The sequence below is a fragment of the Halomonas hibernica genome (assembly GCF_013183775.1).
GTDB lineage: Bacteria > Pseudomonadota > Gammaproteobacteria > Pseudomonadales > Halomonadaceae > Vreelandella > Vreelandella citrativorans.
Genome location: NZ_VIFN01000008.1, coordinates 89259 through 104739, shown reverse-complemented (window position 1 = coordinate 104739; position 15481 = coordinate 89259). Strand labels below are relative to the sequence as shown.

General features: G+C 55.3%; 12 protein-coding genes. 7 read left to right on the top strand and 5 right to left on the bottom strand.

What is annotated here, in order from left to right; genetic code table 11:
* Positions 1-145 precede the first annotated feature (145 nt).
* The 3 genes from FKN99_RS13025 to ptsP are packed head-to-tail and all read right to left on the bottom strand — an operon-like array spanning position 146 to position 5744.
* Entirely contained in the window at positions 146-1885 is a 1740-nt protein-coding gene (locus FKN99_RS13025; RefSeq protein ID WP_172118291.1) for a PTS fructose-like transporter subunit IIB, read from the bottom strand.
* The gene (pfkB, locus tag FKN99_RS13020; protein ID WP_172118290.1) at positions 1885-2850 is read right to left on the bottom strand and encodes a 1-phosphofructokinase; all 966 of its coding nucleotides are present in this window, start codon (positions 2848-2850) and stop codon (positions 1885-1887) included. The genes FKN99_RS13025 and pfkB overlap by 1 nt, the downstream gene beginning before the upstream one ends.
* Positions 2850-5744, bottom strand: a complete 2895-nt coding sequence (gene ptsP, locus FKN99_RS13015; protein ID WP_172118289.1) for a phosphoenolpyruvate--protein phosphotransferase — start codon at positions 5742-5744, stop codon at positions 2850-2852. Before ptsP ends, pfkB begins: the two co-directional genes overlap by 1 nt.
* Positions 5745-5952: 208 nt before the next feature.
* On the opposite strand from ptsP, the gene cra reads away from it, so the two are divergent.
* Positions 5953-6933: a catabolite repressor/activator gene (cra, locus tag FKN99_RS13010; protein ID WP_172118288.1), complete on the top strand. Its 981-nt coding sequence runs from the start codon at positions 5953-5955 to the stop codon at positions 6931-6933.
* 18 nt (positions 6934-6951) lie between these two features.
* Here the strand turns inward: cra and FKN99_RS13005 are convergent, their stop codons facing one another.
* Both FKN99_RS13005 and pyk read right to left on the bottom strand, forming a co-directional pair.
* The gene (locus FKN99_RS13005; RefSeq protein WP_172118287.1) at positions 6952-7425 is read right to left on the bottom strand and encodes a methylglyoxal synthase; all 474 of its coding nucleotides are present in this window, start codon (positions 7423-7425) and stop codon (positions 6952-6954) included.
* 3 nt (positions 7426-7428) lie between these two features.
* Positions 7429-8907 carry a pyruvate kinase gene (gene pyk, locus FKN99_RS13000; protein WP_172118286.1) on the bottom strand — a complete coding sequence of 493 codons (1479 nt, stop codon included), beginning with the start codon at positions 8905-8907 and terminating at the stop codon, positions 7429-7431.
* Positions 8908-9161: 254 nt separating this feature from the next.
* Here pyk and gap point away from each other — a divergent pair, with 254 nt between their 5' ends.
* The 6 genes from gap to FKN99_RS12970 all read left to right on the top strand — a co-directional run bounded on the left by gap (position 9162) and on the right by FKN99_RS12970 (position 15429).
* The gene (gene gap, locus FKN99_RS12995) at positions 9162-10166 is read left to right on the top strand and encodes a type I glyceraldehyde-3-phosphate dehydrogenase (RefSeq protein WP_172118285.1); all 1005 of its coding nucleotides are present in this window, start codon (positions 9162-9164) and stop codon (positions 10164-10166) included.
* A gap of 178 nt (positions 10167-10344) precedes the next feature.
* Positions 10345-10515, top strand: a complete 171-nt coding sequence (locus FKN99_RS12990) for a hypothetical protein (protein WP_172118284.1) — start codon at positions 10345-10347, stop codon at positions 10513-10515.
* Positions 10516-10694: 179 nt separating this feature from the next.
* The gene (zwf, locus tag FKN99_RS12985; protein WP_172118283.1) at positions 10695-12200 is read left to right on the top strand and encodes a glucose-6-phosphate dehydrogenase; all 1506 of its coding nucleotides are present in this window, start codon (positions 10695-10697) and stop codon (positions 12198-12200) included.
* 1 nt (position 12201) lies between these two features.
* Complete coding sequence (pgl, locus tag FKN99_RS12980) at positions 12202-12867, top strand: 6-phosphogluconolactonase (RefSeq protein ID WP_172118282.1); 666 nt, start codon at positions 12202-12204, stop codon at positions 12865-12867.
* Positions 12868-12901: 34 nt separating this feature from the next.
* Positions 12902-13564: a bifunctional 4-hydroxy-2-oxoglutarate aldolase/2-dehydro-3-deoxy-phosphogluconate aldolase gene (locus FKN99_RS12975; protein WP_172118281.1), complete on the top strand. Its 663-nt coding sequence runs from the start codon at positions 12902-12904 to the stop codon at positions 13562-13564.
* A gap of 269 nt (positions 13565-13833) precedes the next feature.
* Complete coding sequence (locus tag FKN99_RS12970; protein WP_172118280.1) at positions 13834-15429, top strand: solute:sodium symporter family transporter; 1596 nt, start codon at positions 13834-13836, stop codon at positions 15427-15429.
* Positions 15430-15481: the final 52 nt, after the last annotated feature.

Genomic DNA, 15481 nt, shown 5'->3' with positions numbered 1-15481 from the left:
TAAAAATACTACATAAAAAAGTGATAAGGGCAACTATCCGTTGAGCGTGGCGATAAAACAGGTAATAAAACAGCAATGACGTCAGTAGCTTTTATACAAGGCTAACCACGAGCAGGCATTGCGCCTGCTCGTGTTGAGCTAACACTTAGCTGGCGACGGCCACTTGAGCGGCGCCGCGTTTAATAAAGGCGTAGCTCAGGCCAGTGATGAGTGAGCCTGCCACAATGGCGCCCAGGTAGAGCAGTGGCGGGGTGATTGCATTAGGAATCAGCAGGACGAAAATACCCCCGTGCGGGGCCATTAATTGGGCACCCACCAGCATCGAAAGTGCACCCGTAACGGCGCCCCCAGCGATACAAGCGGGAATAACCCGCAGCGGATCTTTGGCCGCGAACGGAATCGCGCCTTCACTAATAAAGCACAATCCCAGCACGAACGAAGCCTTGCCAGCTTCACGTTCCGGCTCGGAGAATTTGTTGCGTGCCACGAAGCTTGCGATACCCATGCCAATGGCCGGTACCATGCCTGCCGCCATAATCGCGGCCATGGGGCCGTAGGTGCCTGAGGCCAAGAGGCCCACGCCAAAGGTGTAGGCCGCCTTGTTAACCGGGCCGCCCAAGTCAAAGCACATCATGGTGCCCAGCAAAATACCCAGCAATATGGCATTGGTGGAGTCCATCGACGCCAGGAAGTTGGTTAACGCGTTAAGCAGCGCGGCAACCGGTTCGCCCACGATGTAAATCATGACCAGGCCTGTCACAAGGCTCGCGATCAGCGGAATAATCAGGATGGGCTTAAGTGACTCGATGCTCGAAGGCAGCTTCACATGGCGAGTGACCGCAAGGGCTACGTAACCGGCTAGAAAGCCTGCCAGAATACCGCCAATAAACCCCGAGCCAATGTCCGCCGCCAGCATGCCGCCAATCATACCCGGCGCAATACCAGGGCGGTCGGCAATTGAGTAAGCGATATAGCCTGCTAATACCGGAATCATCAACGCAAACGCGGTGCCGCCGCCAATCTGCATCAGCGCAGCGGCCAGGGTGCCTTCCTGCTCGAATGCCTCAATGCCGAACATAAACGACAGGGCGATTAGTAGCCCGCCCGCCACCACCATGGGCAGCATAAACGACACACCGGTGAGCAGGTGTTTATACACGCCTTTCTCTTTCAGGCTTTTGCCATCGTTTGAAGCCGTATTAGCCGTGCCTGCGCTTTCCACGCTGGCTTGGGCCAAGGCGTTTTCAATCGTTGCCTGAGATTTTTTAAGCGCCGTACCGGTCGAGGTGCGGTACACGCGTTTATCGGAAAAACGCGTTGGATCAACTTCAATATCGCAGGCCAGAATGACAACGTCGGCGGCGGCGATTTCGTCTTCCGTTAGCTTGTTCTGGGCGCCGACTGAGCCTTGGGTTTCCACACGTATTGAGTGGCCCATGGCGTTGCCCGCCTCAGCCAGCGCTTCTGCGGCCATAAAGGTATGAGCAACACCGGTGGGGCAGGCGGTAACGGCCACAATGGTTTGGCCGCCTGCAGCGGCTGGCGCTTTTGTTTGAGGGGTAGCAACCGGGGCGCTATATAACGGCGCTTCGCGTTTAGCGGTGGTTAAAAACGCGTCCGGGTCAGGCAGCGCTTGAGCAATCGGTGCCTGGTAAAGGCGTTTGCCTTCAAATCGCTCCGGTGCGGGTACGTGCTCGGCGGCTACGACAATTAAATCGGCATGGGCAATTTGTTCGGCAGTGGCGGCCTCGACCGGTGCCAGTTCTCCGTGCATTTCTACATGCACTTTCCAACCCAAGCGCTGAGCGGCTTGTTCAAGGCGTCGGGCAGCCAAAAAAGTCGTTGCCATGCCGCTGGGGCAGGCGGTAATTAGAATAATATTCATTATGACGTTCCCTCGGTGCGGCTGGCGTGCAGGCGCTGGACCTGAGTATGTTGTAGGAGTACGGCAAAGTCGTCCGCGTGGGCATTGCCCACGCCAACATGGCGAACAGATTCGGCGGAAAGCGCCGTGGCAAAACGCAGTGTTTCTTCGTCACTTTGCTGGCTGAGCACGCCGTGGAGCATGCCAGCCACAAAGGTATCGCCTGCACCCACGGTATTGGCTGCCTGAACGCGGGGCGGCGTTGACTGCCAGGTGCCCTTGGCGTTCACCCAAATAACGCCGTCGGCCCCGGCAGAAAGTAGCGCTTGGCCAATACCTGCCTGATAAAGGCGGCTGGTGGCGCTTACTCGCTTGGCGTGATCATCCAGTGCCTCACCGGCCCAGTGGGCAAGTTCCAATTCATTGGGTTTAACGGCTTCGGGGGCTACCTCAATCGCGCACAGCAGGGCTTCGCCACTGGTATCCACCCATAACGGCACGCCGGTAGCTTTTAGCTCAGTCAGCAACGTGGCAAAGCTTGTCAGGCTTAAGCCAAGGGGCAGGCTACCTGCCACAAGAATGGCATCGGCAGGCTCAGCGTTTAGCTGCTGTTTAATGCTGTTCAGAAGCGCGGCGACTTGCGTGGCATCTACGCCGATACCGGGGCCGTTAATATCGGTCACCCGGCCGCTTTTTTCCGCCAGCTTGGCATTAATACGGGTTTCCCCTGGCACGCGGACAAAGGCATCCGTAACGCCCAACTGCGTAAACGCCCGTTGGAAGGGGCCATCGTTATCGCGCCCGAGAAATCCGCTCACCACCACGTGATGGCCCAGCGAGGCCAGCACTCGTGCAACGTTAACGCCTTTGCCCGCGGCTTCCAGCTGTGCGTTCCTGGGGCGGTTAACCGTGCCCAGCGTTAACTCTTCAAGGTCAAACGCCAAATCCAGCGCCGGGTTGAGCGTAACGGTAATAACCCGGGCCATTAGTGTGCCTCCAGCGCGTCGCGCACAGCGGCGCTGGTCGCCTGGCTTAGGGCCAGTTGCGCACTGGCCTGGGCATCGGCCAGATCGAACTCGCGCAGGCGAGCTTTCACCAGCGGAATTTGCCGGGCGCTAACTGAAAGCTCATCAACGCCTAACCCAACCAATACGGGAATAGCCGCCGTATCCGAGGCTAGTTCACCGCAAACGCCGACCCATTTACCTTGGGCATGAGCGGCGTCAACGGTCATCTGGATCAAACGCAGAACCGCCGGGTGCAGGCCATCTGCCTGGGCAGAGAGCTCTGGATGACCGCGGTCAATCGCCAGCGTGTACTGGGTTAAATCGTTGGTGCCAACCGAGAAGAAGTCCACCTCGGCGGCAAGCGTTGGCGCCAGCAATGCGCTGGAGGGAATCTCAATCATCACGCCTAGCTGCACGTCGCTTGCGCGCTCATCCGCGGGAATTTCCGCAAGCAAACGGTCAAAAATGGCTTTGGCGGCGCGAAATTCAGCCACGTCCTTGACCATTGGCAGCATAATCCGCAGCGGTCTGGACGTCTCTTCTGAACCCGCTACCGGGGCGGCTGCCATGAGTAGCGCGCGCAGTTGGGTTTCGAGTACGTCGGGCTCGGTTAACGCCAGGCGAATGCCACGCAGACCCAAAAACGGGTTGTCTTCCTGGGGGACTGGCCAGTAGGGCAGAGGCTTGTCGCCACCCACATCCAGGGTACGCGCTACTAACGGGCGGCCATTCAGGGCGTCGATGGCCTGCCGATACTCGGCGGTTTGCGTGGCAAGGTCGGGTGCGCTTGAGTGGGCCATAAACAGGAACTCAGTGCGCAGCAGGCCAACGCCCTCGGCACCACGTTCAACCGCATCTTCTGCATGAGCGGTGTTGCCCAGGTTAGCAGCCACCTCCACGTAGTGGCCATCGCGGGTTTGGGCGCGTTCATAACGGCGTTCCCAGGCATCGGCTTCGCGGGCCTGTAAATCAAGCAACTGCTGCTCGGCGCGGCGTAAGCGCTGCTCAGAAGGCGAAGGAATGAGGCGGCCATGTTCACCATCAAGAATCATCATGCTGGCATTGGCTAAGACCATTACCGCTTTGCCCGCGCCTACCACCGCGGGTATGCCCAGTGCACGGGCCAAAATAGCGCTGTGGGCAGTGGCGCCGCCACGTTCGGTCAAAAGACCGCGCACACGGGAGGTATCCAGGCGCGCTACGTCGGAAGGACCGATATCGTCCATCACCAGAATGTAGGGGTGGTTGGGTGGCTCGGGAAGTTGGGTGTCGCACAAAACACTCAGCACGCGGCGACCCACATCACGCAGGTCGGCGGCACGCTCGGCAAGCAGGCGGTCGGCGAGCATTTCCTGTGCGTGGGCGGCGGTTTCAATCGCTTCCCACCAGGCCGCCTCGGCTGAACGGCCTTCACGAATGGCATCTTCGGCGGCGCGGTGCAGCTCGGGGTCATCCAGCATCTCTTCATGCATGGAGAGAATGTCGGCCACTTCGCCACCCGGCGCATTGCGCACCAGGGCTTCCAGCTGGGCAATGCCCTCCTGGATGGCATTGTGCAGCCGGGTCAGTTCGCGGTCGGGATTGTCAGCCTGTTCCGGGTAATCAAAGTGCTGAGGGCGAATAACAAACACCGGCGCAATCGCAAGCCCGGGGGAGGCGGCAATCGCCGTATGCGGTGTATCGGCTGTCAAAGGCTTAACGGTTTCCTCGTGAGCAGGGTGGGTCGCCAGCTGCTCTCGGCCACTGTCAAAAGGCGCTACCTTTTCACCCAAGCCGCCTTCAATTGCATCCGCGACGTTGGCCAGTGCCTGTGGCGCTTCATTGCCTTCGCCAGAAAGTACCAGCCACTGGCCACGGCGTGCGCCTAAGCCGATGACTTTGGTCAGGCTCGCTGCGGAAACGCTGGCGGGGCTGCCTTCTTCCAGGCGAACGTTAATCGCAACGGCCTGTGCTCGAGCTACCTGCACTAACTGTTTAGCCGGGCGGGCGTGCAGGCCGTGGGGGTTTAATACACGCACGCGCTGGGTATGCGTATTGGCTGTTTCACCTGCAAGCTGAGCCAGCACCTGGGCGGCATCTGCCTTTAGTAACGCGTGGCTTGGGGTGTTTTCGAGCACCTTCTGAAGTTGCTCCAATAGGGAGGTGTGTGCGCTTCCCTGTGCTGCCAGGCAAAACAGGCCGTGAACAGCAGGGCCGTTCTCTTCCATGCGTGCTTCGACCGGTGTCGCCACGCCGAGCGCAGGCTGTTGGACGCCGCTGGCGCTGCTGGCAAGCCAAAAACCGTCGCCCAGCCAAACCGGCGGTTTCGCCGCAATATCGGCAATAAAGTGGTTATCTACGCAGCCACTTTGGCGTAAGCGGGCGGCCGCTGCCAGGGCCAGTTCCTGAACACTTTGTGCGGGAAACTGTAGGCAAAGCGTGTCGCTATCCAGCTTGGGCGCGGGGGTAGCTTTAGACAGCAGGCGAGCGACCTCCTCGGGGGAGCGGGCTGCGGCAAGCGCTTCAGCGACGCCGTCACGGTCCAACACGTGCGTTAGGGCGCGCAAAATATCCAAATGTTCATCATTTTGTGCGGCAATCGTCACCAGTACATAGACGCGGTTGCCATCATGCCACTCGATTCCTTCTGGAAATTGCAGTACTCGAACGCCAGTCCGCTTAACATGTTGGCGGCTTTCGGGCGTGCCGTGGGGAATGGCGATAGCATTACCCAGATAGGTAGATGACTGCGCCTCACGGGCATGCAGGCCCTCGCGATAGGCAGGATCAACCAGCCCCGCGTCAGCCAGTACCCGGGCGGCCTCATCCAGCGCCGCTTGCCAATTGTTGGCGTGGCGGTCAAGCAAGATGTCATTAGGACCGAGTGTGAGCATGCAATTCTCCTGTAAGGACGAGTCCGGTAACGGCTCGACGGCGACGTAAAGGACACAAATGCCGAGTAACGGTATTGATCGATGCCTACCGTCTATGATGATAATGCTGAAACGATTCAGCTAAAGGCGCAAGGGGTGTGTTTTTAGACTTTGGTGGGGGTCTCGTCAAGGCGCTGTTACACTTTGCAGGCTTATAAGGAGAAAAAACATGACATTAGCCGATATTGCGCGGCTTGCAGGTGTTTCACGCACCACGGCCAGTTATGTCATTAATGGACAGGCTGAACAGCGTCGTATCAGTACCGCCACGATTGAAAAGGTCATGAGCGTTGTTCGTGAGCATCAATATCAGATTGATCCACAGGCGGCGGCGCTGCGCCGAGGTGCCAGTCGGCTGATTGGTTTAATCGTGCCTGACCTTGAAAATATCAGCTATGCACGCTTGGCGAAGCGCTTGGAGCGTGGTGCGCGCGAGCAAGGATATCGGCTGCTGATTGTAAGCTCGGATGACTGTGCCGAAAGTGAGCGCGCCCTGGCGCTTGCCCTGCGTGCTCAGCGCTGTGAAGTACTGATTACTGCCAGCTGCCTGGCCGACGTTGACCCATTTTATAGGGAATTGGTTAACGACGGCTGGGCCGTGGTGGGCATGGACCGAGGGCTGGATAGCCACTACTTTTCCAGTGTTGTTAGTGATGATCACGATGCCGCTGAGCGTTTAACGCTCTCGGTACTTAACCAGGATACGCGGCGAGTTGCCTGGCTTGATGCCATGCCTGAGTTGTCTATTAGTCGTGAGCGCCGGGCCGGTTTTGAGGCCGCGTTAAAAGATCGCGATATCGAGGAAGTGTATTTGAGCGCTGAGCGCTACGAGCGTAGTGAGGCGATGGAACTTGCCCAACAGCTGCTTAGCGAGCCCAAGGGGCTGGATGCACTGGTGACCGCATCGTATACCTTGATGGAGGGCGTTTTAGATGCGTTTTTAGAACGTGGAGGGCTTTCCAGGCATATCCGGCTTGCCACTTTTGGTGATCACCGCCTGCTGGATTTTTTGCCTCAGCCGATTAATTCGGTGCACCAGGATTATGATCGGATAGCAGAATTGACGCTTAACAGTGCGCTAAAAGCTGCCCGAGGCCAGGGGGGCGTCGGGCAGCAGGTCGTTAAGCGGCATCTTTTTCAGCGTGGGTAAGGGCGCTAAATCCTTAAGTTAAACCCTGGCGCTGGCCCAGGCGTTAGCATCGGGTATCGACATATCGTAGCGCTCACTTAGATAGGGCGATGAGAGCAGGAAGTCCGCGCTGGCTGCGTTGTTGGCGACAGGTACATTCCACAGCGTGGCAAGGCGTAGCAGTGCTTTAACATCGGGGTCGTGGGGCTGTGGAGCAAACGGGTCCCAGAAGAACACCAATATATCGAGCTTTTGCTCGGCGATGCGTGCGCCTATCTGCTGGTCGCCGCCTAGCGGCCCGCTCATTAACCCTTCAACGCTCAAGCCCAGTTGCTGAGTTAACCGGCCTGCGGTGGTGCCCGTACCCATTAAGTGATGCTGGCGCAGCGTCTCCTGCCAGCGTTCCGCCCACTCCAGTAGTTCACTCTTTTTGCCATCGTGGGCGATAAGCGCAATACGCTTTTGAGCGGGTAAGGTACGTAGCGCTTGGCGAGGTGGTCGGGCATCGTTCATTGTTTATTCTCCTGATGTTTCCTGCTCAATAGCGATAATCTTCATGGTGTTGGTGCCGCCATGAGCGTTCATATGATCGCCGCGAGTCAGAATAATATGCCCACCCGGGCGTGCCAGACCATAGGCTTTAAGCAATTTCAGCGCCTGCTGGTTTACTTCAGTGGGCTCCATTTCGGTGGTGTTGAAGGGGAGCGATACCACGCCACGGTAAAGTGCCATGCGGCGCTGGGCAACGGGACTATGCGCCAAGCCAACAATTGGCAGGCCAGAACGAATGCGCGAGGCAATCAGCGGTGTGTAACCGGTCGATGTCATGCAGGCAATCGCGCTAACGCCGGTTAAATGGTTCGCGGCGTACATGGCCGAAAGGGCGATGGTTTCATCCATGCGCTCAAAGCCTTCATGCATGCGGTGGCCAGACGACTGTGCCAGCCGCTCGCGCTCGGCACCTAAGCAAACGCGGTCCATGGCTTCAACGGTTTCTACCGGAAATTCACCGGCTGCCGTTTCTGCTGAAAGCATAACGGCGTCGGTCGCATCCAGCACCGCATTGGCCACGTCGAACACCTCAGCGCGTGTGGGCAGCGGGGATTCGATCATCGACTCCATCATTTGGGTGGCGGTAATCACGGCGCGGTTAAGCGAGCGGGCATGTTTGATGATGCGCTTTTGGGTGCCTATGAGTGCTTCATCGCCAATTTCTACCCCCAGGTCGCCACGCGCCACCATAACGGCTTCAGAGGCAATAATGATGCCGTCCAGCGTTTCATCATCTGCCACTGCCTCGGCACGCTCCAGCTTGGCGACCAGGCCAATCTCTTTGCCTTCTTCGCCCAGCAGTGCGCGTGCTTCCCGCATATCGTCTGCTGAACGCGGAAAGGAGACCGCCAGATAATCCACGCCGATTTCCACTGCCGTTTTTAAATCGGCCTTGTCTTTGTCGGTTAAGGCGGGAGCAGAAAGGCCACCGCCCTGTTTGTTGATGCCCTTGTTGTTGGAGAGCTTGCCACCCACATGAACACTCGTGTGTATTTCCTGGCCCGCAATGGAGGTCACATCCAGGACAACGCGGCCGTCATCCAGCAGCAGCCGGTCGCCGGGGGCTACATCATCAATAAGTGATGGGTAGTCACAACCAACGCGTTCACTGTTGCCCGCATTGGTATCCAGCGCCATGTCTAGAATAAACGCTTCGCCTACTGATAAATGAATAGGGCCTTCAGCAAAACGCGCGATGCGAATTTTAGGACCTTGTAAATCGCCTAGTGCAGCAACACATTTACCTAAGCGCTGGGCGATATCGCGAACATCCTGTAGGCGTCGGCGATGATCATCGGCAGAACCGTGGGAGAAGTTAAGTCGAACGACATCGACGCCTGCCGTGATCATCGCCTCAAGAATACCTGGCTGGTCGCTGGCAGGGCCTAGTGTGGCAACAATTTTGGTACGGCGAAGCGGCAAAGGTGAATTCGATAGGCTCATGAGCAGGCTCTCCTTAAATATTAAAAAAAAGCAAAAAACCAGTGTTGTCAGACTGCAAGGTGACTGCTTAATTGTCGGCGTGAAGTGTAGACGACCATAGTGATAATATAGTAATTTTACTACAAATAGGTTATTCGATAGCCAGCAAAGCAGCGTTGTAAGCGATTTTGTTCTTTTTAAAACGCTTTTACGTGTCTTTTTGGTAATTTTTTTACTTGAATGAAGCCATCCACCACCGAGCATGAGGTGTCAGCATGACGATCAGAGTTGCTATTAATGGGTTTGGACGGATCGGCCGTAACGTCTTACGCGCCCTGTATGAAAACGATTACCGTGACAAAATTCAGGTAGTGGCGATTAATGACCTTGGCGATCCTTCGCTAAATTCGCATTTACTACGCCACGATACGGTGCATGGGCATTTCCCCTTCACTGTAGAGCACGACGCAGAAAGTATCAGCGTTGACGGCGACCGCATTGCGATCTCTTCCGAGCGCGATCCTGCCAGCCTCCCTTGGGCATCCATGAATATCGATTTGGTCATGGAGTGCACGGGGCTATTTACCAAGCGAGAAGCTGCTGCCAAGCATTTGGAAGCGGGCGCTAAACGAGTACTGATTTCGGCACCCAGCCCGGATGCGGATGCAACGATTGTTTTCGGTGTTAATGATGACGTGCTGACTGCTGAGCATAAGGTTGTCTCTAATGCATCTTGCACGACTAACTGCCTGGCACCTGTCGCCAAAGCGCTGAACGACACCATAGGTATCGAAAACGGCCTGATGACGACCGTTCACGCTTATACCAATGACCAGAATCTTTCGGATGTTTATCATACCGACCCGTACCGCGCACGCAGCGCCACTCACTCCATGATCCCGACCAAAACCGGAGCCGCCGCTGCGGTGGGTTTGGTGCTGCCTGAGCTGGAAGGTAAGCTGGATGGGCTGGCCGTGCGCGTACCGGTGATTAACGTGTCGTTGGTGGATCTAACCTTTAACGCAGGGCGCGATACCAGCAAGGAAGAGATCAACCAGATCCTCGAAAAGGCCGCTGCCAATTCGAGCGTACTGGCTGTCAATGCTCAACCGCTGGTATCCATTGACTTTAACCATGACGCGCATTCATCAACGTTTGATGCCAATCACACCCGTGTGAATGGCCGTTTGGTGAAAGTAATGGCGTGGTACGACAACGAGTGGGGTTTCTCCAACCGTATGCTGGATACCGCCATTGCGATGCAGGCAACCGCAAAATAGTTATTTTTGAAGTGCGCTGTTAATGTTTGATTTAAAGGCCGAAAATTTATTTTCGGCCTTTATTTTTAATAAAAAGAATCTTTTTTTAACAGGACTGCATTCAAAACGTCTCCTCGCGTGTATCCCCTATACAGCCACTATTTACGGCGGTTGATAATAATCCTCAAGGAGACTGAAAATGACCACTCATCATTTCACGCGTACCGCACTAGGCGCAGCGCTGATTGCATCCTTCAGTCATGCCGCACTAAGAGGCCTATGGCTGGCAAGCGAGCCAGCGCATAAGTGCCCCAGCTATGGAGGTCATTCTTCCTATGGTGGCGGCATCAGTGGGGGTATCCAGTGGTAGCGGCAGGTGCTATCAAGCACGTAGAGTGTGTTTATAGCGAAATAAAAGCGCGTCGAACCGCTCCAAAAATATTTTATTGTAGTAAAATTACATTAAATATTGCGCATGATGCCTTTTTTTAGATAGATTTTAGGTAATCTAACCACGTAGATGGTCGTGGATAATAAATAGGAGCAGAGATGAGCCAGTCATATGCCTCCCCAGGCGCCCCATTAGGTGAACGTGACCATGCCATTGATCTAGCGCTTTTCGGGGCGTTGGGCGACCTCGCCATGCGCAAGCTGTTTCCTGCTTTATATCATCTTGACCGTGAAGGTCTGATGCCCGAAAGCACCCGCATTATGGGGCTGGCGCGTCAGGAGCATGATGTGGCGTCGTTCAGGCAACTGGTTGGCGGCGCATTGCGTAAACGGCTCAAAAGCAGCGAACTAGAGGACTCAAGCTTTGAGCGCTTTCTAAATCGTCTGGATTATCGTCAGCTCGACTTTTCAACAGCAGAGGGCTTTGAAGCCATTCGCGAATGGCGAGAAGGCTCAAAACAGCCGATGGTGGTGTACCTTTCTGTTGCCGCGCGTATTTATGGCGATATTTGCCACCATCTTCAAGCCAGTGGAAGTCTGGACGAAGACTCCCGCGTCGTTGTTGAAAAACCGATTGGCTACGATCTGGCATCGTCTGAACAGATCAATAATGCCATTGGTGCCGTATTTCCTGAGTCACGGGTATACCGCATTGACCACTACTTGGGTAAAGAAACGGTTCAGAACCTGATTGCGCTGCGCTTTGCCAATCCGCTCTTCGGCACTCAGTGGAACCAGAATCATATTTCCCACGTTGAGATTACCGTGGCCGAAAAGGTCGGTATTGAGGGGCGTTGGGGCTATTTTGATGATGCAGGCCAACTGCGTGACATGGTGCAGAACCACCTGCTGCAGCTGTTATGTCTGATCGCCATGGACCCGCCCTCTAACCTGGATGCGGATGCCATTCGTGATGAAAAGGTAAAAGTGTTGAAAGCGCTGAAACCTTTTACAGGGGAGGCGCTAGGGCGCGATGTGGTACGCGGGCAATATATTGCCGGCACCAGCGATGGCCAAGCGGTGCCTGGTTACCTGGAGGAAGAGGGCGCTAATACCCAGAGCCAGACGGAAACCTTTGTTGCGATGAAAACCGAGGTGTCTAACTGGCGTTGGGCGGGTGTGCCTTTTTATCTTCGCACCGGTAAGCGGATGCCCGAAAAGCTTTCGCAAATTGTGATCCATTTCCGCCAGCAGCCGCACTATATCTTTGATCCGGACCAGCGCGATATTGCTTCCAACAAGTTAATTATTCGCCTTCAGCCGGAAGAGGGAATTGCCCTACAAGTACTTACCAAAGACAGTGGCCTGGATAAAGGCATGCGTTTGCGCCCAGGGCCCTTACATCTTGATTTTAATAGTGCCTTCCCTAAATCACGTATTCCCGATGCTTATGAGCGCCTCTTGCTTGAAGTCATGAAGGGCCAGCAGTATCTGTTTGTACGCCGTGATGAGGTGGAGCACGCTTGGCGCTGGTGCGATCAGTTAATTGCTGGTTGGCAGAGTCGTGAAACCCCACCGAGGCGTTATCCGGCGGGCTCCTGGGGGCCGGTTGCCTCCATTGCGATGATTACCCAGGATGGCCGCAGCTGGTACGAGGATTATTAACATGAGCCAACAACGTCAAAAGCTGGCGGAACAGCTAGCCGAAGCGGTCGCGCAGGCCTTGAGTGAAGATCTAGACCGCCAGGAGCGCGTGCTTCTGGTCGTGTCCGGTGGCTCGACCCCGGTGCCTTTTTTTAAAGCCTTGGCCGCCAAGCCGCTAGCCTGGTCGCGTATCGATATCACGCTGGCGGATGAGCGCTGGGTGGATGAAACAAGCCGCGACAGCAACGCCAGGCTGGTGCGTGAAAACCTGCTGCAAGGCGCTGCCGCCGCGGCGCGTTTCGTGCCCCTAACCGCAGAAGCTTCAACGCCGGAAGAGGGCGTCGCGGCGGTAGCCGAACAGACCGCATCGCTTAGCTGGCCAGCCAGCGTGGTGATACTTGGTATGGGCGGGGATGGCCATACAGCCTCGCTGTTCCCGGATAGCCAGGAACTCGGGTTAGCGCTTTCTACGGATGAGCCGTTGGTGGCGGTGAGAACCCCTAGTCAACCACAGCCGCGGATTACCTTTTCAGCGTCCCGGCTACACCAGGCACATCGGCATATTTTACATATTACCGGTGACGATAAGCGTGCCGTACTGGCCAATGCCTTGAACGGCGATGATGTGCGGCAACTGCCAATACGTGCCTTTTTGTCATGCCCCTTGGCTATTTACTGGGCACCTTAACAATCAATTAATAATAGATTTCCGGAGACTTACGATGTCGATAGATAAACAGTTACCTTCAACGCGCACCGCTGAACTTGACAGCATTTGCCTTAAAGCGGAAGTGATTCCGGTGATCACCATTGATCGCCTTGAAGATGCCGTGCCGCTTGGAAAGGCCCTGGTAGAGGGCGGTTTAACAGTTCTCGAAGTCACCCTGCGTACCGACTGTGCGTTGGAAGCCATTAAGCGCATGCGTGAAGCGTTACCCGGAGCAAGCATTGGTGTGGGTACCGTACTCACCCCTGCTCAATATCGCCAGGCCGAAGAAGTAGGTGCTGATTTTGTCGTAACGCCGGGCACGACCGAGGCACTTTATCGTTACGGTATCGAAAGCTCAGTACCCATGCTGCCGGGCGTTTCGACCATATCAGAGCTGATGACCGGCTGGCAGTTCGGTTATCGCCGCTTCAAGTTCTTCCCAGCGGAGTCCAGCGGTGGCGTTAAAGCACTCAAGGCCTTTGGTGCTCCGATCCCTGGCGCGAAATTTTGCCCCACGGGCGGCATCACGGTCGAGAATGCGGCATCCTACCTGTCACTGCCCAACGTCATGTGCGTAGGTGGCTCCTGGCTCACGCCCGCCAGGTTGGTTGAAGCCGAAGATTGGGAAGGCATTCGCAAATTAGCTCAGGAAGCCGCTGAACGTTTTCATCATTAATGGAGCGCCTGGGTTTGTACGCCCAAGGCTATTTCAAGAGCTATTTCAAGGGCTATCCACAGGTCTAGGCGATTTCTAAAGGTCTTCCTGTTCTATCACCGGGCAACGTCATGTTGCCCGGTTTTTTTATGCAAAATAACACGTTAGGTAAGACCAAAGGGGGATAAACGTTAATCCACCGCTCCGTTAGAATCTCTGCGGAGATATGTCAGACATTTATTCGCACTGCGCATGTACAACACGATGACTAAATAATGGAGCAAGCCAACATGCATATGCTGACCCTGGCGTCTTTCCTGTTTTTTACAGGGCTGGTCGCTTTTATTACGTGGCGTATCACACGCCGGGATGATCACTCCAGTACCACTGGTTATTTCCTGGCAGGGCGCTCGCTGACCTTCCCGCTGATTGCGGGTTCGTTGCTAATGACCAACCTCTCCACTGAGCAGATGGTAGGCCTAAACGGGGCTGCGTTTGCCGATGGGCTAAGCGTTATGGCATGGGAAGTCGTTGCAGTTATCGCGTTGGTCGCGCTGGCGCTGTTCTTCCTGCCGCGCTTTTTAAAAAGCGGTATTACTACACTGCCGCAATTGCTGGAAATCCGCTTTGATAAAGGCACCCAGCTGATCACCAACGTCATTTTCCTTATTGCCTATGCCGTTATTTTGCTGCCGATCATTCTCTATTCTGGTGCGATTGGCTTGCAGGGGATGCTGGACCTGCAAGGACTAACCGGTATTCAGTCATCAAGCACACTGCTTTGGCTAACCGTATGGATCGTGGGCATTATTGGTGCGATCTATGCCCTGTTTGGCGGGCTACGTACGGTTGCCGTTTCCGACACGCTGAACGGTATTGGGCTGTTAGTGGGCGGTTTTGTGGTCGTCTATTTTGGCCTTCAAGCGGTGAGTGGCGGTACGGGCATCATGGAAGGCTGGAGCATTCTTAAGCAGAGCGACCCGGATAAGCTCAACTCGATTGGTGGCTCAGAGCAGCAGGTGCCGTTCTTCACGCTGTTTACCGGGGTCTTTCTGATTAACTTGTTTTATTGGAGCACGAATCAGCAGATTATCCAGCGAACGCTTGCCGCCAAAAACCTGGCCGAAGGCCAAAAGGGTGTGCTGCTGACAGGGCTTTTTAAACTGCTTGGCCCGCTGTATCTCGTGCTACCAGGTATTATTGCCTATAACCTCTATGCTGATCAGGGTGTGCAGGCTGATGAAGCCTATGGGCACTTGGTGTTTAACGTTCTACCGCCTTATTTAACGGGTTTCTTTGCGGCGGTTATGGTCGGGGCGATTCTGTCCTCGTTTAACTCCGCGCTTAACAGTACCACCACCATTTTCAGCCTGGGTATTTATAAAGGCGTGCTGAATAAAGACGCTACTGAGCAGGAGGTTGTTAAATCGGGCAAGATCTTTGGTTGGATCATGGCGATTATTACCATGATTATCGCGCCACTGCTGGCCGGGCAGGATAGTCTATTCGGCTACCTGCAGAAGATGAACGCCATTTACTTTATTCCTATTCTGGCTGTTGTGTTGGTGGGGCTACTGACCAAACGGGTACCTCCCATGGCCGCCAAAATAGCGCTGGTGGGCGGCTGTTTATTGATCGCTGCTGGTTACTTTGTGCCGCCATTTAATCTCTTGCCTGAGATTATGAATGAGTTCCACTTCGTCGCATTGGTGTTTGCCTTGTTAGTGGTGATGATGCTGATTGTTGGTAAGCTACGCCCGCGCGAAACGGACTGGGTACAGGAGCATGTCGGCGGTGTTGATCTAACGCCCTGGAAAGGTGCACTACCCTCAGGTGTCGCGCTGATCATTTTAGTGATCATTATTTATATAAGCTTTGCTGGATAATTGTCGATTAGGCGCTGAAAGCTAGCCCTGTTAGCAATAGCGCTGTCATCAA